The 25014-nt window shown below is 67.7% G+C and carries 23 protein-coding genes; 14 read left to right on the plus strand and 9 right to left on the minus strand.

Annotation, left to right across the window (positions count from 1 at the left end; genetic code table 11):
• Window positions 1-8 precede the first annotated feature (8 nt).
• From yidC to rpmH, 3 genes are all read right to left on the minus strand, one after another.
• Entirely contained in the window at window positions 9-1775 is a 1767-nt protein-coding gene (gene yidC, locus D9R12_RS13160) for a membrane protein insertase YidC (protein WP_122231115.1), read from the minus strand.
• 13 nt (window positions 1776-1788) lie between these two features.
• Entirely contained in the window at window positions 1789-2229 is a 441-nt protein-coding gene (gene rnpA, locus D9R12_RS13165; RefSeq protein ID WP_043290795.1) for a ribonuclease P protein component, read from the minus strand.
• Between the two features lie 91 nt (window positions 2230-2320).
• Complete coding sequence (rpmH, locus tag D9R12_RS13170) at window positions 2321-2461, minus strand: 50S ribosomal protein L34 (protein ID WP_014162171.1); 141 nt, start codon at window positions 2459-2461, stop codon at window positions 2321-2323.
• 200 nt (window positions 2462-2661) lie between these two features.
• Here rpmH and dnaA point away from each other — a divergent pair, with 200 nt between their 5' ends.
• From dnaA to D9R12_RS13225, 11 genes are all read left to right on the plus strand, one after another.
• The gene (dnaA, locus tag D9R12_RS13175) at window positions 2662-3993 is read left to right on the plus strand and encodes a chromosomal replication initiator protein DnaA (RefSeq protein ID WP_122231116.1); all 1332 of its coding nucleotides are present in this window, start codon (window positions 2662-2664) and stop codon (window positions 3991-3993) included.
• Window positions 3994-4290: 297 nt separating this feature from the next.
• Window positions 4291-5394 carry a DNA polymerase III subunit beta gene (gene dnaN, locus D9R12_RS13180; RefSeq protein ID WP_122231118.1) on the plus strand — a complete coding sequence of 368 codons (1104 nt, stop codon included), beginning with the start codon at window positions 4291-4293 and terminating at the stop codon, window positions 5392-5394.
• 78 nt (window positions 5395-5472) lie between these two features.
• On the plus strand, window positions 5473-6552 hold the full coding sequence (gene recF, locus D9R12_RS13185; protein WP_122231120.1) for a DNA replication/repair protein RecF: 1080 nt from the start codon (window positions 5473-5475) through the stop codon (window positions 6550-6552).
• 130 nt (window positions 6553-6682) lie between these two features.
• Entirely contained in the window at window positions 6683-9151 is a 2469-nt protein-coding gene (gene gyrB, locus D9R12_RS13190; RefSeq protein ID WP_122231122.1) for a DNA topoisomerase (ATP-hydrolyzing) subunit B, read from the plus strand.
• Between the two features lie 11 nt (window positions 9152-9162).
• Window positions 9163-10005 carry a CPBP family intramembrane glutamic endopeptidase gene (locus D9R12_RS13195; RefSeq protein WP_122231124.1) on the plus strand — a complete coding sequence of 281 codons (843 nt, stop codon included), beginning with the start codon at window positions 9163-9165 and terminating at the stop codon, window positions 10003-10005.
• A 46-nt stretch (window positions 10006-10051) separates the two neighbouring features.
• Entirely contained in the window at window positions 10052-10864 is an 813-nt protein-coding gene (locus D9R12_RS13200) for a M48 family metallopeptidase (RefSeq protein WP_122231126.1), read from the plus strand.
• Between the two features lie 137 nt (window positions 10865-11001).
• Window positions 11002-12195: a heme biosynthesis protein HemY gene (locus D9R12_RS13205; protein ID WP_122231128.1), complete on the plus strand. Its 1194-nt coding sequence runs from the start codon at window positions 11002-11004 to the stop codon at window positions 12193-12195.
• Between the two features lie 161 nt (window positions 12196-12356).
• Window positions 12357-13031 (plus strand): energy transducer TonB, encoded by a 675-nt coding sequence (locus tag D9R12_RS13210; protein ID WP_122231131.1) that lies wholly within the window; start codon window positions 12357-12359, stop codon window positions 13029-13031.
• 65 nt (window positions 13032-13096) lie between these two features.
• A complete protein-coding gene (gene exbB / locus D9R12_RS13215) occupies window positions 13097-13852 on the plus strand; it encodes a TonB-system energizer ExbB (RefSeq protein WP_014159037.1) in 756 nt (251 codons plus the stop codon).
• 44 nt (window positions 13853-13896) lie between these two features.
• Complete coding sequence (locus tag D9R12_RS13220) at window positions 13897-14325, plus strand: ExbD/TolR family protein (protein WP_043290232.1); 429 nt, start codon at window positions 13897-13899, stop codon at window positions 14323-14325.
• A gap of 2 nt (window positions 14326-14327) precedes the next feature.
• Window positions 14328-14738, plus strand: coding sequence for an ExbD/TolR family protein (locus D9R12_RS13225; protein ID WP_014159039.1), 411 nt, complete (start codon window positions 14328-14330; stop codon window positions 14736-14738).
• 296 nt (window positions 14739-15034) lie between these two features.
• On the opposite strand, the gene D9R12_RS13230 is transcribed toward D9R12_RS13225, so the two are convergent.
• The 3 genes from D9R12_RS13230 to cls are packed head-to-tail and all read right to left on the minus strand — an operon-like array spanning window position 15035 to window position 17597.
• Complete coding sequence (locus tag D9R12_RS13230) at window positions 15035-15811, minus strand: pyridoxine 5'-phosphate synthase (RefSeq protein ID WP_043290233.1); 777 nt, start codon at window positions 15809-15811, stop codon at window positions 15035-15037.
• Window positions 15801-16082, minus strand: a complete 282-nt coding sequence (locus D9R12_RS13235; protein WP_014159041.1) for a hypothetical protein — start codon at window positions 16080-16082, stop codon at window positions 15801-15803. The genes D9R12_RS13230 and D9R12_RS13235 overlap by 11 nt, the downstream gene beginning before the upstream one ends.
• Window positions 16083-16142: 60 nt before the next feature.
• Window positions 16143-17597 carry a cardiolipin synthase gene (cls, locus tag D9R12_RS13240; protein WP_014159042.1) on the minus strand — a complete coding sequence of 485 codons (1455 nt, stop codon included), beginning with the start codon at window positions 17595-17597 and terminating at the stop codon, window positions 16143-16145.
• A 221-nt stretch (window positions 17598-17818) separates the two neighbouring features.
• Here cls and D9R12_RS13245 point away from each other — a divergent pair, with 221 nt between their 5' ends.
• On the plus strand, window positions 17819-18895 hold the full coding sequence (locus D9R12_RS13245) for a PA0069 family radical SAM protein (protein WP_122231133.1): 1077 nt from the start codon (window positions 17819-17821) through the stop codon (window positions 18893-18895).
• 96 nt (window positions 18896-18991) lie between these two features.
• Here the strand turns inward: D9R12_RS13245 and mnmG are convergent, their stop codons facing one another.
• Together mnmG and D9R12_RS15660 are read right to left on the minus strand one after the other, a co-directional pair.
• Window positions 18992-20881 carry a tRNA uridine-5-carboxymethylaminomethyl(34) synthesis enzyme MnmG gene (gene mnmG, locus D9R12_RS13250; RefSeq protein WP_122231135.1) on the minus strand — a complete coding sequence of 630 codons (1890 nt, stop codon included), beginning with the start codon at window positions 20879-20881 and terminating at the stop codon, window positions 18992-18994.
• A gap of 675 nt (window positions 20882-21556) precedes the next feature.
• A complete protein-coding gene (locus tag D9R12_RS15660) occupies window positions 21557-22183 on the minus strand; it encodes a hypothetical protein (protein WP_147475102.1) in 627 nt (208 codons plus the stop codon).
• 144 nt (window positions 22184-22327) lie between these two features.
• Between D9R12_RS15660 and D9R12_RS13255 the strand changes: the two genes are divergently transcribed.
• Both D9R12_RS13255 and D9R12_RS13260 read left to right on the plus strand, forming a co-directional pair.
• Window positions 22328-23287: a pyridoxal-phosphate dependent enzyme gene (locus tag D9R12_RS13255; RefSeq protein ID WP_122231137.1), complete on the plus strand. Its 960-nt coding sequence runs from the start codon at window positions 22328-22330 to the stop codon at window positions 23285-23287.
• Complete coding sequence (locus tag D9R12_RS13260; RefSeq protein WP_014159046.1) at window positions 23284-23892, plus strand: YdcF family protein; 609 nt, start codon at window positions 23284-23286, stop codon at window positions 23890-23892. The genes D9R12_RS13255 and D9R12_RS13260 overlap by 4 nt, the downstream gene beginning before the upstream one ends.
• 155 nt (window positions 23893-24047) lie before the next feature.
• On the opposite strand, the gene bioC is transcribed toward D9R12_RS13260, so the two are convergent.
• Window positions 24048-24932 (minus strand): malonyl-ACP O-methyltransferase BioC, encoded by an 885-nt coding sequence (gene bioC, locus D9R12_RS13265; protein ID WP_122231204.1) that lies wholly within the window; start codon window positions 24930-24932, stop codon window positions 24048-24050.
• Between the last annotated feature and the right edge of the window lie 82 nt (window positions 24933-25014).

The raw sequence follows: 25014 nt of genomic DNA on the forward strand, positions 1-25014 counted from the left end.
CGCCCGGCTTACTTGCCCTTGGTCTTGAGGTCGTCCTTGGTGTGGCCCTTGCCATCGGTCTCGGGCCTGGCCAGCACCGGCTGGCCGTGGATGCGGCCCATCCACCACTGCTGCAGCAGGCTCAGGCCGCCGTTGGTGACCCAGTACAGCACCAGGCCGGACGGGAAGAAGGCCATGGTCGCGCCGAAGATCAGCGGCATAAGCTGCATCATCCTGGCCTGGGTCGGGTCCATGCCCGGGTTGGGCGTCAGCCGCTGGGTCAGGAACATCACCGCCACGTTGAGCAGCGGCAGGACGAAGTACGGATCGCGCGCGGTCAGGTCCTGGATCCACAGGATCCACGGCGCCTGGCGCAACTCCACCGATTCGTTGAGCACCCAGTACAGGCACAGGAAGATCGGCATCTGGATCAGCGTGGGCAGGCAGCCACCCATCGGATTGATCTTCTCCTTCTTGTACAGCTCCATCATCGCCTGCTGCAACTTGGCGCGGTCATCGCCATAGCGCTCCTTCAGCTGCGCCATGCGCGGCTGGAAGCGGCGCAGCTTGGCCATCGACTTGTACTGGGCCGAGGACAGCGGGAACAGCACCAGCTTGATCACCACCACCAGGCCGATGATCGACCAGCCCCAGTTACCCAGCAGGTCGTGCAGATGGCTCAGGATCCAGAACAGGCCCGAGCCGATCACCGCCAGCGGCGCGAACCGGCTGTAGTCCACCGCGCTGTCCAGGCCCGGAATGCCCGAGGCCTGGATCGCCCTGACCAGCTTCGGGCCAACCCACAGGCGCGCCTGGACGGTGCTGGTCTGGCCTGGTGCCACGCTCACGGCCGGACCGGTCTGGCTGATCAGGTACCGCGGGGTGCCATCGACCACGCGCTGGTCCAGCGAAACCTTGGTCGGCTGCGTCGGATCGGGCACCCAGGCGCTGAGGAAGTGGTGCTCCAGCATCGCCGCCCAGCCGCCGGTGGCATCCTGGTTGAGCTTGCCCCCTTCCAGGTAGTCCTCGTCGAACTTGCGTCGTTCATAGGCGCCGCTGGCGGTGCGCCAGGCGGCACCGACCAGGCTGAAGGCATGCGGATTGGTGAAGCCGCCCTTGACCGGCGGCGGCGGCACGCGTTCGAGTTGGCGATAGACCACCCCGCGCCACGGTGCCTGGCCGGTGTTGGTGACCTGGTCGGACACGCCTACCAGGTACTGGCCGCGCCTGACGGTGAAGGTGCGCACGATGCGCACGCCATTGCCTTCCCACACGAACGGGATGCTCAGGCTGTCCTGGTCGGCGCCCAGACTGTAATCGCGCTGCGGCTGCATCGGGCGAAAGACCGAGCTCTGGTCCGGGGCCGCGCCGCTCTGGGCAATCCAGGCCACCGCGGCGGTGTAGCGCTGGGCCGGGTCGTCCTTGAACAGCTCGACCGGTGGGGCGCCGGGATCACGGCTCTGCGGGTACTGCAGCAACTGGGCGCGCAGGACCTTGCTGCCGTCAATCACCAGCTTGAGCGTGTCGGTACTGACGGTGACCTGGGTGCCCTGCGTCGCCGGCGCGGCGGCCGCCGCATGGGCCGGCGCGGTGGTCTGCTCGGCCACGTTGGCCGACGGAATGGTCAGGCCCTCGGTGCTGGGCACGCCATTGCCCTGGTCGGATGTGGTGCCCGGCGCGGTCGCAACCGCAGTGGCGGGTTGGTCCTGGGCGCTGGTCCACTTGCCCCACTCCATCCACAACAAGGTCGCCACCATCAGCCAGGCGAAGATCAGGAAAACACGGGTCTGGTTCATCAGGCAGGCAGTCTCAGCCGGTGGTCGGGTCCGGCGTGGAAAGGGAGGAGGGAGGGCTCGAAGGCGCGGGGCGCATTGTGCCGCCCGCATCCGGAGGGGGCAACGCGCCGGCGCGCACCAGCAGCCCGCAGAAGGCCTGGCGCAGCTGCGTGGACGAAGCGGCGGCCGCCGGTGGGCGGGCGACCAGCACGTAGTCGCCCGGCTCCAGCTGCGCGCGCAGGGCGCGGAACTGCTCGCGCAAGGTCCGCTTGATGCGGTTGCGGCCGACGGCGTGCTTGTCGACCTTGCGTGACACCGCCAGACCCAGCCGCGCCCCGTCGCCGCCAGCCGCGTAATGCAGGGCCAGCATCGGCGCCGCGGTCCGGCGTGCGGTGGCGAACACCCGGGCGTACTCGGCCGAGGTGCGCACCCGGGCCGCACGGGGGAAGGTCCTGCGGGGAAATTCAGAGCTCATGGCACGACAAAGCCCGCACCGTTGCCGGGCGCGGGCTTGGGGTGCAGACGCATGGCAATGTCAGAGCCGCGCACCGGGCGCGGCCCCGGCATCAGGCGCAGAGCGTCTTGCGGCCCTTGGCGCGACGGCGGGCGAGGATCTTGCGGCCGTCAGCGGTCTTCATGCGTGCACGAAAACCGTGGTCGCGCTTGCGCTTGAGATTGCTGGGCTGGTAGGTGCGCTTGGTGGCCATGGGGCACTCTAAGGCGTATGCGTGGAAAGAACCGGAAATTCTACGGGGCGCCGGTTTGCTGCGTCAAGGGCAGGGTGTGGACCAGGCTGTGGATGGGCGGTGGGCCGCCGGTGCATCGTGGTAACCTGCGCGGCCCCTTTTTCGCTTGTGCCACGCAGGTTGTTGCCACGCCTGCGCCGGCCGGATGATCGATCTCGCAAATGGATGCCTGGCCCCGCTGCCTAGAACGCCTGGAAGCCGAATTGCCGGCTGAAGATGTCCATACCTGGCTCAAGCCGCTGCAGGCCGAACAACGTCCCGACGCGGTCGTGCTGTACGCGCCCAATGCCTTCATCGTCGACCAGGTGCGCGAGCGCTACCTGCCACGCATTCGCGAGCTGCTGGACCACTACGCCGGGCTGGACCAGGTCTCGCTGGCGGTCGGCTCGCGCGCCAGGACGGCCGCGCCTGTGGCTGGCGCCGCGCCGGCCTCGCTGGGCACCACCGCCACCGCGCCGACCGAGCCGTTCGCCGGCAACCTGGATACCCACTACACCTTCGACAACTTCGTCGAGGGCCGCAGCAACCAGCTCGGACGCGCCGCGGCCTGGCAGGCGGCGCAGAAGCCGGGCGAGCGTTCGCACAATCCGCTGCTGCTGTACGGCAGCACCGGCCTGGGCAAGACCCACCTGATGTTCGCCGCCGGCAACGAGCTGCGCCGGCAGAACCCGGCCGCACGCGTGCTGTACCTGCGTTCGGAACAGTTCTTCAGCGCCATGACCAAGGCGCTGATCGACCGGACCATGGACCAGTTCAAGCGTCGCTTCCAGCAGGTCGAGGCGCTGTTGATCGACGACATCCAGTTCTTCGCCGGCAAGGACCGCACCCAGGAAGAGTTCTTCCACACCTTCAACGCGCTGTTCGACGGCCGCCAGCAGATCATCCTGACCTGCGACCGCTATCCGCGCGAGGTCGAGGGCCTGGAGCCGCGGCTGAAGTCGCGCCTGGCCTGGGGCCTGTCGGTGGCCATCGACCCGCCCGATTTCGAGACCCGCGCGGCGATCGTGCTGGCCAAGGCGGCCGAGCGCGGGACCCACATCCCGGACGATGTGGCCTTCCTGCTGGCCAAGAAGATGCGCTCCAACGTGCGCGACCTGGAAGGGGCGCTCAACACCCTGGCCGCGCGCGCCAACTTCCTGGGCAAGGCGATCACCCCCGAGTTCGCCCAGGAAACCCTGCGCGACCTGCTGCGCGCCCAGCAGCAGGCCATCGGCATCCCCAACATCCAGAAGACCGTGGCCGATTACTACGGCCTGCAGATCAAGGACCTGCTGTCCAAGCGCCGCACCCGTTCGCTGGCGCGTCCGCGGCAGATGGCCATGGCCCTGACCAAGGAACTGACCGAGCACAGCCTGCCGGAGATCGGCGATGCCTTTGCCGGCCGCGACCACACCACCGTGCTGCATGCCTGCCGGCAGATCCGGACCCTGATGGAATCGGACGGCAAGCTGAAGGAAGACTGGGACAAGCTGATCCGCAAGCTGAGTGAGTGAACACGCGCCCGCGGGCCGGGTCAGGTGGCTATGCTGTACAAGGTCGGCCCGAGGGGTGAACAACCGGTGGGCCGAAGGGTCTTGAAGCTGTGGACAAGGGGTGGATCAAATCCTGCGGCAAAACTGTCCACAGGTTTCCCCGGCAGGCGCGGTGCACCTGTACACCGGGTTTTAACCACTAAAAATATCGCAATATCAAATGGTTACAGGTGCTTTCCCGCGTAATGGCGGCAACCATCACCACCAGTTTTAAAGATTTATACACTTCTAAAAACATAGAGCACCGGGACATACACGATGCGTTTCAGCCTGCAGCGAGAAGCTTTCCTCAAACCCCTGGCGCAAGTGGTCAACGTGGTGGAACGTCGCCAGACGCTCCCCGTGCTGGCCAATTTCCTGGTCCAGGTGCACAACGGCCAGTTGTCCCTGACCGGCACGGACCTGGAAGTGGAAATGATTGCGCGCAGCGCGGTCGAGGACGCCCAGGACGGGGAGACCACGATCCCGGCCCGCAAGCTGTTCGAGATCGTGCGCGCCCTGCCCGACGGCAGCCGGATCACGGTCAGTCAGAGCGGGGACAAGGTCAGCGTCGCCGCCGGGCGCAGCCGCTTCACCCTGGCCACCCTGCCGGCCAACGATTTCCCGTCGGTCGATGAAGTCGAAGCCAGCGAGCGGGTCACCGTGCCCGAGGCCGCGCTGAAGGAACTGATCGAACGTACCTCCTTCGCCATGGCCCAGCAGGACGTGCGCTATTACCTCAACGGCTTGCTGTTTGACCTGCGCGATTCGGCGCTGCGCTGCGTGGCCACCGATGGCCACCGCCTGGCGCTGTGCGAATCGGGCCTGGACACTGGCACCAGCCTGACCAAGCGCCAGATCATCGTGCCGCGCAAGGGCGTCACCGAGCTGCAGCGCCTGCTCGAGGGCGGCGAGCGCCTGCTGGAGCTGGAGCTCGGCCGCAGCCACATCCGGGTCAAGCGCGACGATGTGACCTTTACCTCCAAGCTGATCGACGGCCGCTTCCCCGATTACGAAGCGGTGATCCCGATCGGCGCGGACATCGAGGTCAAGCTGGACCGGGAAGTGCTGCGTGCGGCCCTGCAGCGCGCCGCGATCCTGTCCAACGAGAAATACCGCGGCGTGCGCGTGGAACTTTCGCCCGGGCAGATGAAGATCAGCGCCCATAACCCGGAGCAGGAAGAAGCCCAGGAGGAAATCGAGGCCGACACCAAGGCTGACGGGCTGGCGATCGGCTTCAACGTCAATTACCTACTGGACGCCTTGTCTGCCTTGCGTGACGAGCACATCGTGATCCAGCTGCGCGATGCCAATTCATCGGCCCTGGTGCGAGAGGCCAGCAGTGAGCGTTGCCGCCACGTGGTGATGCCGCTTCGGCTGTGATGCATTGGTGGCTGTTCCACGTGAAACCCAGACAACGCCCGGACCGATCCGGGCGTTGTCATTAGCGAACGCGAAGCGATGCACGTGACCCGACTGGCCGTGGGCGGCTTGCGCAGGTTCGCGCAGGTTGAACTTGCCCCGAAGCCCGGCCTGAACCTGATCACCGGCGACAACGGGGCCGGCAAGACCAGCCTGCTCGAAGCCCTGCACCTGATGGCCTGGGGCCGCAGTTTTCGCGGGCGCGTGCGCGATGGATTGATCCGAACCGGTTCGCAGGCCGTCGAGGTCTTCGTGGAGTGGCGCGAAGGCCAGGATGACCGGATCCGCCGTGCGGGTCTGCGCCACAGCGGGCAGGAATGGAGCGGCCGCCTGGATGGCCGCAACGTCGGTCAGCTCGGTGAGCTGTGTGCGGCGCTGGCGGTGGTGAGCTTCGAGCCGGGCAGCCATGCACTGGTGACCGGCAGCGGCGAGCCACGGCGGCGCTTTCTGGACTGGGGCCTGTTTCACGTGGAACAGGATTTCCTCCCGGTCTGGCGCCGCTACAACCGGGCGCTGAAGCAGCGCAACGCCCTGCTCAAGTCCGGCGGCGGCGGGAAACAGCTCGATGCCTGGGACGTCGAGTTGGCGGACGCCGGCGAAGCGGTGACCGCGCACCGGCAGGCGTACCTGGACCGGCTGCAAGGCCAGGTCCAGGACGTTGCCAACGCGCTGGTGCCGATGCTGGGCCGGGCGCAACTGGAATTTGCGCCGGGCTGGCGTCGCCAGGCGCTGTCGCTGGCCGATGCGCTGCTGGTGTCGCGGGAGCGCGACCGCCAGTTCGGCCACACCGGCGTGGGCCCGCATCGGGCAGATTGGCGGGTCGATTTCAGCGCCCTGCCCCAGCGCGAAACATTGTCTCGTGGCCAGGCCAAGCTGACCGCGCTGTCCTGTCTGCTGGCCCAGGCCCAGGACTATGCGGCCCAGCGTGGGGAGTGGCCGGTGCTGGCCCTGGATGACCTGGCCTCCGAGCTGGACCGCCGTCACCAGGCCAGTGTGTTGGCTCGGGTGATCCAGTCCGGCGCCCAGGTCCTGGTCACCGGTACTGAAATGCCGGCAGCACTGGAAGCTGTGCCGCTGGCGTGGTTTCACGTGGAACACGACACCATCGTCGGCCGCTGAACCGCGCGACTGGGCCCCAAGGAGGCCGCACCGGTCGCGGTGGTACAATTCATGCTTCCTTATCAAGCGTCGGCGGCCTGCGCGAATCCTCTCGTCGCGCGCCCCCGGCCGTGCAGGCGATCGACACCGAATGACCGAACAGACCCCCCCGGCAACCGCCGGCCAGACCGGCACCTACGACGCCAACAGCATCACCGCCCTCGAAGGCCTGGAGGCCGTGCGCAAGCGTCCGGGCATGTACATCGGTGACGTGCACGATGGCACCGGCCTGCATCACATGGTCTTTGAGGTGGTCGACAACTCGATCGATGAGGCCCTGGCCGGCCATGCCGACAGCGTGGTGGTGACCATCCATGCCGATGGTTCGGTGTCGGTCTCGGACAATGGCCGCGGCATCCCGGTCGGCAGGCACGCGCAAATGAGCGCCAAGCTCGGCCGCGAGGTCTCCGCCGCCGAGGTGGTGATGACCATCCTGCACGCCGGCGGCAAGTTCGACGACAACAGCTACAAGGTTTCCGGCGGCCTGCACGGCGTCGGCGTCAGCGTGGTCAATGCACTGTCGGAGAAGCTGCTGCTGGATATCTTCCAGGGCGGATTCCACTATCAGCAGGAATTCAGCCATGGCGTCGCGCTCGCCCCGCTCAGGCAGCTCGGTGCCAGCACCAAGCGTGGCACCACCCTGCAATTCTGGCCCTCGGTCACCGCCTTCCATGGCAATGTCGAGTTCCACTACGACATCCTGGCCCGGCGCCTGCGCGAGCTGTCCTTCCTCAACTCCGGCGTCAAGATCGTGCTGGCCGACGAACGCGGCGAAGGCCGCCGCGACGACTTCCACTACGAAGGCGGTATCGCCAGCTTCGTCGAGCACCTGGCCAAGGCCAAGAATCCCCTGCACCCGCACGTGATCTCCACCGTGGGTGAATACAACAACATCGTGGTCGACGTGGCCCTGCAGTGGACCGACGCCTACCAGGAAACGATGTACTGCTTCACCAACAACATCCCGCAGAAGGACGGCGGCACCCACCTGGCCGGCTTCCGCGCCGCCCTGACCCGGGTGCTGAGCAACTACATCGAGCAAAACGGCATTGCCAAGCAAGCCAAGGTTGCTCTGACCGGCGATGACATGCGCGAAGGCATGATCGCGGTGCTGTCGGTCAAGGTGCCCGACCCCAGCTTCTCCTCGCAAACCAAGGAGAAGCTGGTCAGCTCCGAGGTGCGCCAGGCCGTGGAGAACGCCTTCGGCGCGCGCCTGCAGGAGTTCCTGCAGGAGCATCCGAACGAGGCCAAGGCGATCACCGGCAAGATCGTCGACGCCGCCCGTGCCCGCGAGGCCGCGCGCAAGGCAAGAGACCTCACCCGCCGCAAGGGCGCACTGGACATCGCCGGGCTGCCCGGCAAGCTGGCCGACTGCCAGGAAAAGGATCCGGCGCTGTCTGAGCTGTTCATCGTCGAGGGCGACTCGGCCGGCGGCTCGGCCAAGCAGGGCCGCAACCGCAAGAACCAGGCGGTCCTACCGCTGCGGGGCAAGATCCTCAACGTCGAACGCGCCCGTTTCGATCGCATGCTCGCCTCCGACCAGGTCGGCACCCTGATCACCGCGCTGGGCACCGGCATCGGCCGCGATGAGTACAACCCGGACAAGCTGCGCTACCACCGCATCATCATCATGACCGACGCCGACGTGGACGGCTCGCACATCCGCACCCTGCTGCTGACCTTCTTCTACCGGCAGATGCCCGAGCTGATCGAGCGCGGCCACGTCTACATCGGCCTGCCGCCGCTGTACAAGCTCAAGCAGGGCAAGCAGGAGCTGTACCTGAAGGACGATGCGGCGCTCAACGTCTACTTGGCCAACAGCGCGGTGGAGAATGCCGCGCTGATCCCGGCCGCCGGCGAGCCGCCCATTTCCGGCGAGGTCCTGGAAAAACTGCTGATCCTGTTCGCCAATGCACGCGATACGATCGCGCGCAATACACATCGCTACAATCCGGCCCTGCTCGAGGCGATGATCGATGCCGCGCCGACCGATGTCCTGCCCAGCCTGGACCCTGCGGCCCTGCGCAAGGAGCTGGACACCCTGGAAGGCGCGCTCAACAGCCCCAGCATCGGCAGCCCGCGCTATACCCTGGAACTGCAGACTGCCACCGACACACGCCCGGCCGCGCTGCTGGCCACCCGCCACCACATGGGCGAGGAACTGACCCAGGTGCTATCGCTGTCGGCCTTCGAAACCGGCGAACTGCGCCCGCTGCGTGAAGCGGCCGCGCAGCTGCACGGCCTGGTCCGCGACGGCGCCCGGATCCAGCGTGGCGCCCGCAGCCAGGAGATCACCAGCTTCGCCCAGGCCCAGGCCTGGCTGCTGGAAGAAGCCAAGAAGGGCCGCCAGATCCAGCGCTTCAAGGGCCTGGGCGAAATGAACCCCGAGCAGCTGTGGGAAACCACGGTTAATCCCGATACCCGGCGCATGCTCCAGGTCCGGATCGAGGACGCGGTGGCCGCCGACCAGATCTTCAGCACGCTGATGGGCGATGTGGTGGAGCCGCGCCGCGAGTTCATCGACGCCAACGCGCTGAAGGTGTCCAACCTGGACATCTGAGCCTGGCGCGCATGGAAGCCGATCCGGTCCAGTCCGGCGGCGGGCAGGGAGCCTCTTCCCGGCCGGGAAGAGCACTGCCGCTGCGCCAGGCGTTGTCGCGCTTCGCGCTGGAGGTGCTGATCGTGGCGGTGCTGTTTGGCCTGCTTTCGCTGTCGGGCGCCTTGGCCTGGGGCCTCTGGCGCGGCGTGCAGCTGGCGCTGCAGGGCATGCCCACCGCCGATCCCGGCGCGATCATGCAGGCCGTCGGCAAGCCCGGCCCGCTGGCGACCATCGCCATGAGCGTGCTCGGGGTGGGCGGCACGGCGCTGGCGGCCATGCTCTGGCGCGCCCCGCCCCGTGGCGATGAACGCCGCCGCTCGCGTGCCGCCCTGCGCATGCCGGCGACCTGGCTGCTGGCGTTGTTCACCGCCGCGGGGGTGATCTGCTTCAGCGCGGTCGTCGCGCAGATCGCCGCGGCCCTGCGCCAATCGCTGGACCCCACCAACATGACCCTGGTGCGCGGCACGCTGGCCCAGCATCCGGGGCTGCTGCTGCTGTTCGCCGTGGTCGTCGCGCCGATCTACGAAGAAGTCCTGTTCCGGCGCGTGCTGTTTGGCAGGCTCTGGCGTGACGGCTGGCCGTTGCTGGGCGCGGTGTTGAGTGGGGTGCTGTTCGCCTTCATGCACGAACCGCCATGGGTGGGCGACAAGTCACTGGCCGTGCAACTGCCGCTGTGGGTGGTCTACACCTGCATGGGCATCGCCTTTGCGTGGGTCTACCGGCGCACTGGCTCGCTGGGGGCCTCGATCATCGCGCACGGGCTCAACAACGCGTTTGCGCTCGGCCTGATGATGGTCTTCGGCGTTGCCCGCTGAGCGCGGAAGCTTGACGGAAAGTTCATGTGTGCCAACACTGATCCGCATGAAAGCCAGACCCCGACTCGTCCTCCCGCTGTTGTGCTGCTTGGTCGCCGGCGTGTTGCTGGCCGGTTGCGCCACCATGACCTCCTCGACCGGCCGTCGCCAGAATGTGGGCGCGGTCTCGCAGCAGGAACTGGATCAGCTCGGCGCCCAAGCCTTCGCCGAGGCCAAGCAAAAACAAGTCATCAGCAGGGATCCCGGACAGAACGCCTACGTGCGCTGCGTGGTCAACGCGCTGGTGGCCCAACTGCCGGCATCCACACGCGGCATCGCCTGGGAAACGGCGGTGTTCGAGGACAGCGACGCCAACGCCTTCGCCCTGCCCGGCGGCAAGGTCGGAGTGAATACCGGCATGTTTCCGGTGGCCCGGACCCAGGATCAGCTGGCCGCGGTGATCGCCCATGAAATCGGTCACGTCGTCGAGCACCACTTTGAAGAGCGCCTCACCAACCAGGTCCGCACCTCGCAGGCGCTGCAACTGTTGGGCGCGCTGGCCGGCGACTACGGTTCGCTGGTCACCCAGGGCGGCAGCATCGCCGCCAGTGCAGGCTTTCTGCTGCCCAATTCGCGCGCGCAGGAAAGCGAGGCCGACGTGGTCGGCCAGCGCCTGATGGCACAGGCCGGGTTCGATCCGCGCCAGGCCGTGGACCTGTGGCAGAACATGCTGGCCGCCGGTGGCAGCCGGCCACCGCAGTGGCTGTCCACCCATCCCGATCCAAGCGCCCGCATCCGCGAGCTGCAAAGCCGCGCCGATACGCTGGTGCCGACCTGGCAGGCCGCGCGCGCTGCAGGCCGCACGCCGCGTTGCCGCTAATGGCCAGTTGCGCCGAGCGCGCAACGAAATCCGTACACATTGTTAATTCTATTCTGCTAGTTTTCCCGGCGGTCATCATTGGCCTGCTGTTCAGCCCCGTGCCCACGCAAGACCCCCGTTTCCGCAAGAGGTGATCCATGTTGTTGCGCACCCCCAAACATGCCCTGCTCTCCCTGGCCGTCCTCGGCCTGCTCGCCGGCACGGTCGCCGTCGACGCCTCGGCCCAGCAGACGCGTGAGCGCGCAGAACGCAAGAGAGGCGGCGATACCAAGCAGGAAGTGCTCTTCCCCGACGCCACCCGCCAGGTGCCGGAGGCCAAGAACTCTCGCAAGATGGCGTCCAGGGCCGAGAAGCTGATCAAGGCCTACAACGACCAGGACTGGGCCGCCGCACGCACCCAGGCCGATGAAATCATCGCCAGCCCCGACGCCAACGACTACGACAAGGCGCTGGCCGCGCAGATCGCTTCGCAGGCCGCCTACAGCACCGACGACCCGGCTGCGGCCAAGGCCTACCTCAAGCAGGTCCTGGACCTCAATGCGCTGGACAACAACGGCCACTACCAGGCCATGTACATGCTGGCCCAGCTGCAGCTGCAGGACGAACAGTACGCCGAAGGCCTGGCCACCCTCGACAGATATCTGGCCGAGACCAAGTCGAGCAAGCCTGAAGACCTCGCCCTGAAGGGTCAGGCCCTGTACCAGGCCGAGCGCTACGCCGAGGCGATCGAGCCGCTGAAGCAGGCCATCGCCACCTCGCCCGAGCCCAAGGCGCAGTGGAGCCGGGTACTGATGGCCAGCTACGAAGCCAACAACCAGCCCGCCGAGGCACTCGGGTTGGCCGAGGACATGGCCGCCAAGGCGCCAAACGACAAGACCGCGCAGATGAACCTGGCCGTGGTGTACTCGCAGAACGACCAGCCGGAGAAGGCCGCGGCGATCCTGGACAAGCTGCGCGCCTCGGGCCAGCTGACCGACGAAAAGGAATACCGCCAGCTGTACGCCACCTACAGCAACATGGACAAGCACGAAAAGCAGACCATCGAGGTCATCAACGACGGCCTGGCCAAGAACATCCTCAAGCCGAACCTGGAGGTGTATCAGATCCTCGCGCAGGCGTACTACTATTCCGAGCCGCCGCAGATCGCGCAGGCCATCGAAGCCTGGAAGAAGGCGGCGCCCCTGGATCCGACCGGCGAGACCTATCTGAATCTGGCCCGGGTGCAACTGCAGGAAGGGCACACCGACGAGGCCAGGAAGGCCGCCCAGGCAGCGCTGGACAAGGGTGTAAAGAAACCGCAGGACGCGAAAACGATCATTGGCGTCAAGTGATCGGTTGGAAGCGATTTCACAGCGGTGGATCACTGCTGGAATCGTGATGAAGGATTGGGTTAAGCTGGCAATTCCGCTGCGGTTCTGCAGGGGAATCCGAATCGAATCGACATTCCGGTGCGCCTGACCGCGCACCCCGTTTCCATTGAGTCCATTGGCGCATGGCTGAACAACTCGTCATCAACCGCTATCGGGAGCAGGAGGGTCCGCAGGGGCTCAACTGGTCGCGCATCATCGGCTACGCATTCGTCATCGCGCTGCATGTGGCGGTGTTCCTGCTTCTGTTGATCCCTGCGGTTGCACCGCCGGCGCAGAAGGAGGAGGAACAGAAGATGCTGGTTCAGATCGTCGACCCGCCCCCGCCCCCGCCGCCGCCCCCGCCGCCGCCGCCCAAGCAGGAGACCCCGCCGCCGCCGGTGAAGGAGCTGTCCCCGCCCAAGCCGTCGCCGGTCCCGCCGCCGCCGGAAGCCCCGCCGGTGGACGTGCCCGATCCGCGTCCGATGGATACCTATGCCCCGCCCGCGCCGCCGGCCCCGCCCGCGCCGTCCCCGGACATCGGCGCCAGTGTGGACATTTCCTCCAAGAACATGAACCCGCCGCGCTATCCGCCGGCCGCTGCCCGTGCGGGCGTGGAAGGCACGGTGATCCTGATCATCGATGTCGACGCCAACGGCAACGTCACCAACGTCTCGGTCGAGAAGTCCAGCCGCAACCGCGATCTCGACCGCGCCGCGACGGAAGCAGCACGCAAGTGGCGCTTCAATCCCGGTAAATCAGGCGGCCAGAGTGTCGCCGGGCGCGTGCGCGTCCCGGTCGACTTCAGCATGGGCGGCTGAGCCGGACTGCTTCACCCAATGAGCGTCACCTAACCCCACCAAATTTCCAACTAAAGGTAAGCGTCATGCTGCAGGAAACTCTGATTGTTGCCGCCGCGGGAGGCACCAACGCCGCCGCGGCCCTGAACCAGATGGGCTTCTCCCACCTGATCTCCGAAATGACCAGCAACCCGGGCGCCTTCGTGGTGTCGTGGGTGGTGCTGCTGACCCTGGTCATCATGTCCGCCGCGTCCTGGTACTGGACCATCGTCAACATCATCAAGAGCGTGCGCCTGCGCTCGCAGGCCGATCGGGTGACCGCGGCCTTCTGGGAGGCCAAAAACGCCCAGGACGCCATCCGCTTCATGGAGGAGCAACCGCGCAACGAGCCGTTTTCCAAGATCGCCCTGGATGCCGCCCAGGCCGCCGCCCACCACCAGCGCGCTGAAGGTACCGGCACCGGCGAGGCCCTGAGCCGTTCGGAGTTCGTCGACCGGGCCCTGCGTCAGGCCGTCACCCGCGAGAGCACCAAGATCCAGTCCGGCATGATCCTGCTGGCCACCGTCGGTGCGACCGCTCCGTTCGTGGGTCTGCTGGGAACGGTGTGGGGCATCTACGGCGCCCTGATCCGCATCGGTGCCACCGGCAGCGCCGGCATCGACGCTGTCGCCGGCCCGGTGGGCGAAGCGCTGATCATGACCGCCATCGGCCTGTTCGTCGCGATCCCGGCGGTGTTTGCCTACAACTTCTTCAGCAAGATCAACGCCACCACGATCGCCAACTTCGATACCTTCGCGCACGACCTGCACGACTTCTTCGCGACAGGCGCCCGCGTGCGCTAACGCGTCGAAACAAAACCCCACGACAAGAAGTATCCGGAGGCCGTATGGCATTCAGTAGCGGGGGCGGCGGTAGCGGCCCCATGGTAGACATCAACGTGACGCCCCTGGTGGACGTCATGCTGGTGCTGCTGATCATCTTCATCATCACCACGCCGCTGATGTCGCAGAAGGTAAAGGTGGAGTTGCCCGAAACCACGTTCATCCCCAATCAGGATGAACTGGCCAAGCGCACGCCGCCGATCAACATCGCGGTCAAGGAAGACGGTTCGATCTACTGGAACGACGAGCCGGTGACCAAGGACATGCTGGAGTCACGCCTGTCTTCGGCGGCTCAGCAGACGCCGCAGCCGTCCCTCAATCTGCGCGCCGACAAGACCACCAAGATGTCCACGATCAACGAGATCACCAGGATTGCGCAGGGCCAGGGCATGTTGGATATCGGTTTCGTTTCCACCAAGCAGAAGGGGCAGTAACCATGGCCTTTAGTAGTGGTGGTGGCAAGGGCGCCATGTCCGAGATCAACGTGACCCCGTTGATCGACGTGATGCTGGTGCTGTTGATCATCTTCATCGTGACCGCGCCGATCATGACCTACCCGATCGATGTGGCGCTTCCGCAGCGGTCGACGACGCCGCCGCCCACCCAGGAACCGCCACCACCGATCGATCTGCGGATCGACGCTTCCAACACGGTGTACTGGAACAACAACCCGGTGTCGGTCAGCGCCCTGCAGGGCATGATGGAGAACGAGGTCCAGAAGGACCCGACCAACCAGCCGCAGCTGCGCATCGACGCCCACCCGGACTCGCAGTACGAAACCATGGCCCGTGTGCTGGCCGCTGCGAAGAACGCACAGATGCTCAAGATCGGTTTCATGCAGCAGTAGTCGATCCGCCGCATTGGATGAGAGACAACGCCGCCTGCTAGGGCGGCGTTGTTGTTTGGTGGCACTACGGGCATGTCCGGACCCGCAACCACCGAGCGCGGCAGCTGGCGCGGCACCGCGCCTGCATCGCTGGGTGCTCCGCTCCCACGCGCGAAAAATCCGGCCACGCCGGTGTGCCATGAGCCGATCTCAACCCTCCCGGACCGCGGCCGTGCTCAGGGCTGCCCAGGCGCAACGGCTGCACCTCGAAGCGGCGACCGCCGGGCGCATCGCCATCGCCGGTTATTGCGCTGGACCTACGCGCTCAGCGCCTGGATGATCGCCAGATAGCGGCGCACGGTTGTTTCCAGGCCTTCATACAGGGCCTCGCTGATCAGCGCATGGCCGATGGAGACCTCCTGCACCTGCGGCACCCCGGCCAGGAACATGCCCAGGTTGTCCTGGCTGAGGTCGTGCCCGGCGTTGACCTGCAGGCCCAGCAGCTGAGCTTCCTGCGCGGTGGCGCGGCACGCGGCCAGGGCCGGGTCGGGCGCGCCGGCGGCCCAGCCTTGCGCATAGGGGCCGGTGTAGAGCTCGATGCGGTCGGCGCCCATGGCCGCAGCCCGCTCCAGGCCCACGCAGCCGGCATCGACGAACAGGCTGACCCTGCAGCCCAGCGCCTTGAAGTGGGCGACCAGCCGGCCCAGCTGGATGGTGTCCCCGGTGAAGTCGAACCCATGGTCGGAGGTGAGCTGGCCATCGCTGTCCGGCACCAGCGTGACCTGGGCCGGGCGGGCCCGTTCGCACAGCGCCAGCAAGCCGGGATAGCCCTGGCGCGGCGGTGCAAATGGATTGCCTTCGATGTTCAATTCCACCTGGAACTGCGCAGTCAGCCCGGCCAGCGCCAGCACGTCCTCGGCAGTGATGTGGCGCCGGTCCGGGCGCGGATGCACGGTGATGCCGTGGGCACCGGCGCGCAGGCAGGTGCGCGCGGCGCGGACCACGTCTGGCTCGCCGCCGCCGCGCGAATTGCGCAGCACGGCGACCTTGTTGACGTTGACGCTGAGCGCGGTGCGCACTGGGTCAGGCGTCATCGCGCGGCTGCTGCGGCATGGCGCTGGCTTGTGGTTGCCGGGCGGCCTTGCGCGCCTGGGCCTGCTCGCGCAGGCGGTGCAGCTCGACCGGGTCGACCATGCCACGGCCGTTGCGATCGCGGTTGCCGGCCCTGGCCCAATACCAGCCCATCGCCCAGGCGATCAGCAGGCCCAGCGCGGCCAGCAGGCTGACGGCCATCAGCGCCATCGAGGGGGTGCGCAGGGCCACCGCCATGGCGCCCAGGGAAAGCAGCAGGAAGAGCCAGTACATGACACGCGCTCGGTGCAAGGGAGGGGACGGGAATTCTACCGATCCGCCTGCGCCGGCACGCTACAGCAGCGGTGAGCCCAGCCGCGCCAGCGCCTCGGGCAAGCGGTTGCGCCACAGCGAGCGGTTGCGCGCATCCTGCACACGCGCAGCGCTGGCGAACTCGCCCTCCAGCAGCTGTGACAGGCGCGCGTTGAAGGTCGGTTCGCGGAACAGCAAGGCCACCTCGAAATTCAGCCGGAAGCTGCGGTGGTCGAAGTTGGCGCTGCCCAGCACCGCCAGGGCGTCGTCGCACAGCAACGCCTTGGTGTGCAGCATGCGCGGGCCGTACTCGTAGACCTTGACCCTGGCCGCCAGCAGCTCATCGAAGTACGAGCGCGCCGCGTAGGTCACCACCCGGGAATCGCTCTGCTTGGGCACCAGCAGGCGCACGTCCAGCCCGGCCAGGGCGGCCGATGTGAGCGCCATCATCGCCGCCTCGCCAGGGACGAAGTACGGCGTGACCAGCCACACCCGCTGCCTGGCCTCGTAGATCGCACCCACCTGCAGGCGGTGGATGGCTTCCCAGTCCGAATCCGGGCCGGAGGTCAGCACCTGCGCGGCGATCGGGCCCGGTTCGGCCTCGGCCGCCGGCGCCCACAGCGCCGTGCCCCTGAAGTTCTCGCGTTGATGGCCGCTGGCGTACAACCAGTCCTCGACGAACACCTGCTGCAGGCTGCGCACGATGTCGCCTTCCAGGCGCATGTGCAGGTCGCGGAAGGCGTCCGGGCGCAGGGTCTCGTTTTCCTCGTCGGTGATGTTGATGCCGCCGGCGAAGGCCACCGTGCCGTCGATCACCACGATCTTGCGATGGGTGCGCAGGTTCAGCCAGGGCCGGCTGAAGGGGCGGAACTGGGTCGGGTGGAACCAGCAGTGCTCACAGCCAGCCTCCAGCAGCGGTGCCAGGAACTTGCGGTTGAGCTTGCCGGCGCCGACCGCGTCCAGCAGCAGGCGCACGTGCACGCCGGCCCTGGCCCGCTCGATCAGCGCATCGCGCACGCGCGTGCCGGTGCGGTCCGGCTCGAAGATGTAGTACTCCAGGTGCACGTGGTTGCGCGCCTGGCCGATCGCCTCCACCAGCGCCTCGTAAGTGGCCGCGCCGTCGACCAGCAGGTCTACGCGCGTGGCCGAAGAGGGCGGCAGGCCGGTCACGGCCTGGCCCAGCAGCGCCAGCTCGGCGCATTGTGCGTTGGGCGGACAGGTGGCCTGCTGCGAATCCATGCCATCGCGCGAGCGGTCGCGTCGCAGGCGCTGGCGCTTGATCTTCTGCGGGCCCAGCGCGAAGTAGATGAGAAAGCCCACGTACGGCAGCACTGCCAGCGACAGCACCCAGCCGAGCGTGGCCACCGGCTCGCGCTTCTGCAGGATGATCCAGCCGGACAGGATCAGCAGATAGGCTACCCAGGCCGCGGTGAGATAGGACTTGAGGTGCGGGATCTGTGCGATGTCGTGCCACACGGTGGCGAGCAGGGCGAGCATGGTCCGATTCTAGGCGTCTGTCGGGCTTTGGCGGTCGAGGCGAAAATTCGGCTGCGCGAGAACAGATTTTCGCCGATTCGCCGCCCCATAGTGGTTCTATGGGGCAAGAAGCGACGGAAATATGGACCGCACAGCCGGATTTGCAGCCCGGCCGGCCAAAGTCCGACAGGCTCATAGGGCAGTCGCGTTCGCTGAGACGCACCGGCGCTAGGCTTGCAGGCATGGGTGAGGCGATCAAAGGGCGCGGGTCGACCGGCTGGCTGCCGGGACGCTTTGCCGTGACCACGCCGGAAGTGGCCGACGATGGCTGGCACCAACGCGATCACGATGGCGAGCTGGACCTGCTGCCCCGCACCCAGGTCACCGAGGAACGTGCGCGCAGCATCATCAGCCGCAACCGCTCGCCGGACATCCCGTTCTCGCAGTCGGTCAATCCGTACCGCGGCTGCGAGCACGGGTGTTCCTATTGCTTCGCCCGGCCCACCCACGCTTACCTGGAGCTGTCGCCGGGCCTGGATTTCGAGACCCGGCTGTTTGCCAAGACCAATGCCCCGGCGCTGCTGCGGCGCGCGCTGGCCAGGCCTGGCTACCAGGTCAGCCCGATTGCGCTGGGCATCAACACCGATGCCTACCAGCCGCTGGAACGCAAGCTGCAGCTCACCCGCCGGCTGATCGAGGTGTTTGCGCAGACGCGCCATCCCTTCACCCTGATCACCAAGAACGCGCTGGTCACGCGCGATCTGGACCTGCTCGCACCGCTGGCCGCTGACAATCTGGTGCACGTGGCGTTTTCGATCACCTCGCTGGACAACGCGCTGTCTTCGAAACTGGAACCGCGCGCCTCGGCACCGCACGCCCGCCTGCGCGCGATGAAGGCCCTGAGCGCGGCCGGCGTGCCGGTCGGGGTGATGTTCGCCCCGGCCATTCCCTGGGTGAACGATGCGCACCTGGAAGGCGTGCTGGAAGCGGCGCGTGAGGCCGGCGCGCGCTCGGCCGGCTATGTGCTGCTGCGCCTGCCGCATGAAGTGGCGCCGCTGTTTCGCGACTGGCTTCAGACCCATCTGCCGCAGCGGGCCGCGCACGTGATGAGCACCGTGCAGCAGCTGCGCGGCGGCAAGGATTACGACAGCACCTTCGGGACGCGCATGCGCGGGCAGGGTGTGTACGCGGACCTGCTGGAACGGCGCTTTGCCCTGGCCTGCAAGCGCCTGGGGTTCGACCGCGATCGCGGGCCCAGGCTGGACTGCAGCAGGTTCGTGGCGCCGCGCGCGCCTTCGCCACAGGGCCAATTGTTCTAGGCCGGTGCGCTGGGCCAAACCGGGACGCCGCGTCGGTCTGGGCGCAGGCAGTGCGGCGGCCGCCGACCAGGCGCCGGCAACGACCGCGCGAACAACTCAGGCCACCGCACCGCGGCGCGCGCGCTCCAGATGGACCAGCAGCAGCGAGATCGCCGCCGGGGTCATGCCGGGGATGCGCTGGGCCTGGCCGACGGTCTGCGGCTGCACCCGGCCGAGTTTCTGCTGCACTTCCAGCGACAGGCCGCGCACGCCGGCATAGTCGAAGCCGGGCGGGATCGGCGTGCCTTCGTTGCGCTGCTGGCGGTCGATCTCGGTGCGCTGGCGGTCCAGGTAGCCGGCGTACTTGACGCTGATCTCCACCTGCTCGGCGACCTGCGCATCGGCCACGCCCGGGCCCAACGCCGGCACCTGCATCAACCTGGCGTAGTCCAGCTCGGGGCGCTTGATCAGGTCCAGGGCGTTGGTTTCGCGGCTGACCGCGATGCCCAGGGTGGCCTCCAGATCGCGACCCACGCCATTGCCCGGCGAGGCCCACAGACCGCGCAGGCGGGCAGTCTCGCCTTCGACCGCCTCGCGCTTGGCTGCAAAGCGCGACCAGCGCGCATCGTCGACCAGGCCCAGGGCGCGGCCGATCGGCGTCAGCCGCGCGTCGGCGTTGTCCTCGCGCAGCTGCAGGCGGTATTCGGCGCGGCTGGTGAACATGCGGTACGGCTCGGTGGTGCCGTGGGTGATCAGGTCGTCGACCAGCACGCCCAGGTAGGCCTGGTCGCGGCGCGGCGACCAGGGGTCCTTTTCCTGGACCAGGCGCGCGGCGTTGACGCCGGCCAGCAGGCCCTGCGCGGCGGCCTCCTCGTAGCCGGTGGTGCCGTTGATCTGGCCGGCGAAGAACAGCCCGGACACCTGCTTGGTTTCCAGCGAGGTCTTCAGCCCGCGCGGGTCGAAGAAGTCGTATTCGATCGCATAGCCAGGCCGGGTGATGTGCGCATTCTCGAAGCCGCGGATCGAGCGCACCAGCTCCAGCTGCACATCGAAGGGCAGCGAGGTGGAGATGCCGTTGGGGTAGATCTCGACCACGTCCAGCCCCTCGGGCTCGACGAAGACCTGGTGGCTGGCCTTTTCCGCAAAGCGCACCACCTTGTCCTCGATCGAGGGGCAATAGCGCGGGCCGATGCCTTCGATCTGGCCGCTGTACAGCGGCGAGCGGTGCAGCGCGGCGCGGATGATCGCGTGGGTGCGCTCGGTGGTGTGGGTGATCCAGCAGCTGACCTGGGCCGGGTGCTCGGCGCTATCGCCCATGAACGACATCACCGGCAGCGGATCATCGCCAGGCTGCTCGTCCATCACCCCGTAGTCCAGGGTGCGACCGTCGATGCGCGGCGGGGTGCCGGTCTTGAGCCGGTCGATGGCGAACGGACGCTCGCGCAGGCGCGCGGCCAGGGTGGTCGCCGGCGGGTCGCCCATGCGCCCGGCCGGGTACTGGGTCTGGCCAATATGGATCTTGCCGGCCAGGAAGGTCCCGGCGGTCAGCACCACGGCCGGGGCGTCGAAGCGCAGGCCGGTCTGGGTCACAACCCCGCGCACTGCGTCAGCCTCGATCACCAGGTCCTCGACCGCGGCCTGGAACAGGGTCAGATTCGGCTGTGACTCGACGATGCGCCGGATCGCGCTGCGGTACAGCGCGCGGTCGGCCTGGCAGCGCGTGGCCCGCACCGCCGGCCCCTTGGAGGCATTGAGCGTGCGCCACTGGATCCCGGCCAGGTCGGCCGCATGCGCCATTACCCCGCCCAGTGCGTCGATTTCCTTGACCAGATGGCCCTTGCCGATCCCGCCGATGGCCGGGTTGCAGCTCATCGCGCCGATGGTCTCGATGTTGTGGGTCAGCAACAGCGTGCGTGCGCCGGCGCGGGCCGAGGCCAGGGCAGCCTCGGTGCCGGCGTGGCCACCGCCGATCACGATGACCTGGTAGGAATGGAAGGACGTGCTCATGGCGCGGATTTTCTCATGCCGGTGGTGCCGCTGGCCTAGCAGCCTGTCGGACTTTGGTCGGCCGGGCTGCGAATCCGCCTGTGCGGTCCATCTTTCCGTCGCTTCTTGCCCCATATAACCACTATGGGGCGGCGAATCGGCGAAAATCTGTCCTCGCGCAGACGAATTTTCGCCTCGACCGCCAAAGCCCGACAGACTCCTAGCGGCGCCACGCGCGGCGAAATCAGGCGGCGCGATGCCTCGGCCTGAGGCGAAGCGGGTACTGGAGGCGGGACGCGAAAAGTTGGCACGGCTTCTGCGTCATACATCCTGCACCCATCGTGGCAAGCGACTTCGGGCGCCCAAGGCTGGTATTGGAACAGGGGCCAGCCGCTAGCGCACGTTGGGGATGCAGGGGCCGGTAGTCGGGGGACTGCCGGCCCCATTTTTTTCCGGGCCAGATCCGGTGGGATCGGTCTTTGGAACAACGAAGCAAACAACAACGCCCGGGCAATGCCGGGCGTTGTTGTTTTTTGGGCGCCGACGACCGGCAAGGGCCGGAACAGGGGGGATCCAGATTTCCCCACCGGACGTCGGCATGGACGCTTTGAACATTTATACCCGGGTTACGTCATAAAACGACGCAACCGGTCAACCAGCGCTAGCTTGAATGGAGCGCACGGCACACGCAAGGGTTCAGCGCTCGTGACTGATCGGCCGAGTGCGGAAGTGAGACTTCCTTGGCAAAGACGGCGGCGCCGGGCGCGACTGCGCCGGGCCGGCCGATCCAGCAGGCATTGGTGGTGACTGCGGCATTTCGCCTTCGACAGGGGGCGGCATCGGTCGGCCGTTCGGCGAGCGCTGGCGGTTGGGCGATTGGGCACGTGCGCGGTGCTCATCGCGCATGGACGGTGGGCGCTGGTGACCTTCAGCGGGACGCCACGGGCGCGGGCCCCCGGTCGCTGGCCGATCGCCACGATTCCCGCCATCGGCAACCGGCGGCGGACGCTGGCCATGGCGGTGGTCATCATGGCCGTCGTGATGATCACGCCGCCGCGCCGGCGGATGGATCACATAGGAGGGACGGCTGTAATACCCGTAGAAGCCGGGCCAATATCCATAGCCACCGTAGCCGGCGCCATATCCGCCGTATCCATAGCGGTAGGCACCGCCGTAGCCGCCGTAATAGCCGCCCGGATAGGAATACCGGTAGCTGGGACTGCCGCTGTAGTAGCCACCGGCTGCGCCGCCACTGACCTGATCATAGGTCGCGCAGCCGCCCAGCCCCGCCAGGGCAATGGCGGAAAACAGGAGACGTTTCATGGTGGACCCCCCGGTCCGCACCGCTGTATGGATGCCAGCCTGGGCGCCGGGCATTGAACCGGTGATTAATTCCTGCCGGGAATGGCCCGTGTGCCGCGGCCCTGGGGTACGCCGGAGCCGAAGACCATCGGGTAGTCTTGGGCCATGCCGTCCGCCCTTCCCTGTTTCGACGACGTCCTCGACGCCGCCGCCCGGATCGCGCCCCACGCGCGCCTGACCCCCGTGCTGACCTCCACCACGCTCGATGCGCTGAGCGGGGCGAGGCTGTTCTTCAAGGGTGAGCACCTGCAGCGCAGCGGCGCGTTCAAGTTCCGCGGCGCCTGCAATGCGGTCTGGGCGCTGGATGAACACCAGGCCGCGGCCGGTGTGGTCACCCATTCCTCCGGCAACCATGGCGCCGCGCTGGCGCTGGCCGCGCGCAGCCGCGGCATCGCCTGTCACGTGGTGGTGCCCGAAGGCGCGGTCGAAGCCAAGCTGGCTTCGATCCGGCGCTACGGCGCGCTCGTACACCGGTGCGCGCCAACCATTGCCGCGCGCGAGACGCTGTGTGCCCAGGTCCAGGCGCAGACCGGGGCGACCCTGGTCCATCCCTACACCGACTTCCACGTGATCGCCGGCCAGGGCACGGCTGCGCTGGAACTGCTGGCCGCCGCCGGCCCGCTGGATGCGGTGGTCACGCCGATCGGTGGCGGCGGCCTGGCCTCGGGCACGGCGCTGTCGGTGCGCGCCAACGCCGCGCAGGCCGCGCTGTGGTGCGCCGAACCGGAAGGCGCGGCCGATGCGGCGCGCTCGCTGGCCGCCGGCCGCCTGCAGTTGGACTTCATCCCGGACACGCGCTGCGACGGTTTGCGCGGCACCTTGGGTGCGCCCAACTTCGAGCTGCTGCGCCGGCATGGCGCGCGCGTGGGAACGGTATCCGATGCCGGCACGCTGGCCGCGATGCGCCTGTTGTGGCAGGTGACCAAGCAGACCGTGGAACCTTCCTCGGCCATCGCCCTGGCGCTGGTGCTGGCGCGACCACGGGACTTTGCCGGCAAGCGCGTGGGCATCGTGCTGTCCGGCGGCAATGTCGACCTTGACGCGCTGCCCTGGATGGCGGCATGAAACCGGCCCGGCGGCGCCGCGGCCGGTGGGGATGGTGCTGGCGGCTGGGCTGGCTGGTGCTGCTGTGGCTGGCTGGCGTTTCGGCCTACATCGTCTGGATCGGCCAGCGCGACCAGGCCGCGCCGGCCGACGTGATCATCGTGCTGGGGGCGGCCGCCTACGACGCGCGGCCCTCGCCGGTATTCGAAGAACGCCTGCGCCACGGTGTTGAGCTGTACCAGCGCGGCCTGGCGCCCAGGATGCTGTTCACCGGCGGCTTCGGCGGGACCGGCGCGCGCTTTGCCGAATCCCAGGTCGGCCGGCGCTACGCGCTCAAGGCTGGCGTGCCGGTCAGGGCGATCCTGATCGAGACCGTCTCGCGCACCACCCGTCAGAACCTGCAGCAGGCCGCCATGCTGATGCAGGCCAACAGCCTGCACCGGGCGATCATCGTCAGCGACCCGCTGCACATGGCCCGGGCCATGCGCCTGGCCCGCAAGGAAGGCATCGATGCGCTGGCCTCGGCCACCCCGACCAGCCGCTTCCGCACCTTCAGCACGCGCTGGCGCTTCTTCCTGCAGGAGCTGTACTTCTTCCACCGCGACCTGTTCCTGGAAGCAGTCTGATCCGCCCTGGCACGCAGCAGGAAGGTCCGGGCGTCGTGCGCCAGCGGCCCCTTGACGCCGTTCACCGGGTGCCCATGAAGATCGACGGAACCGCCCACCGCGCCACCGATCCGGTGCTGGACTTCGGCAGCGTCTACGAAAAGCGGCCCGCCGATTCAGGCCGGAGTCGAGCGGCGCCGGATCGGGATGCGCGACAGCGGCACGGCGGCCACGTCGTGGCCGTCTTTGCGAATGGGCGTGCCGGCCTGTGGAGCCCAGGCGTGGGCGTAGAGGACTTCCCAGGTGCTGGGCAGGCGGCCTTCGGCCGTGCGCAGGGGTTCATACGCCTGCGCGGCGTCGGCAAAGCGGCTGCGGCCGGTGAGCGAGGCGCGGCGCATGGACAGCGCGTTGGTGGCACCGATCGCGCGCAGCTCGGCCATCAGTGCCGGCAGGTCGGGATAGGTCAGGGTGAACTGGTCGCGGTCCAGCACCGGATCGCGGAAGCCGGACCGCATCAGGGCATCGCCAAACTGGGCGATCGGCGCGAACGGGCTCACGTGTGGCGCCGGGTCGGCGGCGAAGGCCTGGCGCAGTTCGATCAGCGTCTGCGGGCCGAAGGTCGAGCACAGCAGCAGCCCGTCGGGCTTGAGCACCCGGCGGAAGCCGGCGAACACCGCCGGCAGGTCTTCCAGCCATGGCAGGCACAGGTTGCAGAACAGCACGTCGGCGCTGTGCTCGGCCAGCGGCAGCGCGCGCGCATCGGCGGCCACCCGCGCGAACGGCTTCCACCAGCCGGCCTGCTTGCGGGCCTGGCGCAGCATCGGCAGGGCCAGGTCCAGCGCGATCACCTGCGCCCTGGGCCAGCGCTTGCGCATCTGCGCGGCGGCCGTGGCCGGGCCGCTGCCCACGTCCAGCACCACCTGCGGCACGCGCTGGCCCAGATAGTCCAGCGATTCGAGCAGGCGCTTTTCCACCTCGTGATGGAGCACCGCGGCATCGGCGTAGGTCGTGGCCGAGCGCGAGAACGCGCGGCGGATCTGGCGGCTGTCGAACATCGGCATGGCGCCATTGTCCGCCATTGCGCGCGGCGCGACGAGCCGATGGGCCGGACGCTGGGCCAGGCAGGGCGCAATGATTGCCAGG

The sequence above is a fragment of the Pseudoxanthomonas spadix genome (assembly GCF_003703395.1).
Lineage (GTDB): Bacteria > Pseudomonadota > Gammaproteobacteria > Xanthomonadales > Xanthomonadaceae > Pseudoxanthomonas_A > Pseudoxanthomonas_A spadix.

What these genes read in the sequence shown, in the direction of transcription:
- yidC (WP_122231115.1), bottom strand. Translation starts at nt 1,775, where the DNA reads ATGAACCAGACCCGTGTTTTCCTGATCTTCGCCTGGCTGATGGTGGCG.
- rnpA (WP_043290795.1), bottom strand. Translation starts at nt 2,229, where the DNA reads ATGAGCTCTGAATTTCCCCGCAGGACCTTCCCCCGTGCGGCCCGGGTG.
- rpmH (WP_014162171.1), bottom strand. Translation starts at nt 2,461, where the DNA reads ATGGCCACCAAGCGCACCTACCAGCCCAGCAATCTCAAGCGCAAGCGC.
- dnaA (WP_122231116.1), top strand. Translation starts at nt 2,662, where the DNA reads ATGGATGCCTGGCCCCGCTGCCTAGAACGCCTGGAAGCCGAATTGCCG.
- dnaN (WP_122231118.1), top strand. Translation starts at nt 4,291, where the DNA reads ATGCGTTTCAGCCTGCAGCGAGAAGCTTTCCTCAAACCCCTGGCGCAA.
- recF (WP_122231120.1), top strand. Translation starts at nt 5,473, where the DNA reads ATGCACGTGACCCGACTGGCCGTGGGCGGCTTGCGCAGGTTCGCGCAG.
- gyrB (WP_122231122.1), top strand. Translation starts at nt 6,683, where the DNA reads ATGACCGAACAGACCCCCCCGGCAACCGCCGGCCAGACCGGCACCTAC.
- D9R12_RS13195 (WP_122231124.1), top strand. Translation starts at nt 9,163, where the DNA reads ATGGAAGCCGATCCGGTCCAGTCCGGCGGCGGGCAGGGAGCCTCTTCC.
- D9R12_RS13200 (WP_122231126.1), top strand. Translation starts at nt 10,052, where the DNA reads ATGAAAGCCAGACCCCGACTCGTCCTCCCGCTGTTGTGCTGCTTGGTC.
- D9R12_RS13205 (WP_122231128.1), top strand. Translation starts at nt 11,002, where the DNA reads ATGTTGTTGCGCACCCCCAAACATGCCCTGCTCTCCCTGGCCGTCCTC.
- D9R12_RS13210 (WP_122231131.1), top strand. Translation starts at nt 12,357, where the DNA reads ATGGCTGAACAACTCGTCATCAACCGCTATCGGGAGCAGGAGGGTCCG.
- exbB (WP_014159037.1), top strand. Translation starts at nt 13,097, where the DNA reads ATGCTGCAGGAAACTCTGATTGTTGCCGCCGCGGGAGGCACCAACGCC.
- D9R12_RS13220 (WP_043290232.1), top strand. Translation starts at nt 13,897, where the DNA reads ATGGCATTCAGTAGCGGGGGCGGCGGTAGCGGCCCCATGGTAGACATC.
- D9R12_RS13225 (WP_014159039.1), top strand. Translation starts at nt 14,328, where the DNA reads ATGGCCTTTAGTAGTGGTGGTGGCAAGGGCGCCATGTCCGAGATCAAC.
- D9R12_RS13230 (WP_043290233.1), bottom strand. Translation starts at nt 15,811, where the DNA reads ATGACGCCTGACCCAGTGCGCACCGCGCTCAGCGTCAACGTCAACAAG.
- D9R12_RS13235 (WP_014159041.1), bottom strand. Translation starts at nt 16,082, where the DNA reads ATGTACTGGCTCTTCCTGCTGCTTTCCCTGGGCGCCATGGCGGTGGCC.
- cls (WP_014159042.1), bottom strand. Translation starts at nt 17,597, where the DNA reads ATGCTCGCCCTGCTCGCCACCGTGTGGCACGACATCGCACAGATCCCG.
- D9R12_RS13245 (WP_122231133.1), top strand. Translation starts at nt 17,819, where the DNA reads ATGGGTGAGGCGATCAAAGGGCGCGGGTCGACCGGCTGGCTGCCGGGA.
- mnmG (WP_122231135.1), bottom strand. Translation starts at nt 20,881, where the DNA reads ATGAGCACGTCCTTCCATTCCTACCAGGTCATCGTGATCGGCGGTGGC.
- D9R12_RS15660 (WP_147475102.1), bottom strand. Translation starts at nt 22,183, where the DNA reads ATGAAACGTCTCCTGTTTTCCGCCATTGCCCTGGCGGGGCTGGGCGGC.
- D9R12_RS13255 (WP_122231137.1), top strand. Translation starts at nt 22,328, where the DNA reads ATGCCGTCCGCCCTTCCCTGTTTCGACGACGTCCTCGACGCCGCCGCC.
- D9R12_RS13260 (WP_014159046.1), top strand. Translation starts at nt 23,284, where the DNA reads ATGAAACCGGCCCGGCGGCGCCGCGGCCGGTGGGGATGGTGCTGGCGG.
- bioC (WP_122231204.1), bottom strand. Translation starts at nt 24,932, where the DNA reads ATGCCGATGTTCGACAGCCGCCAGATCCGCCGCGCGTTCTCGCGCTCG.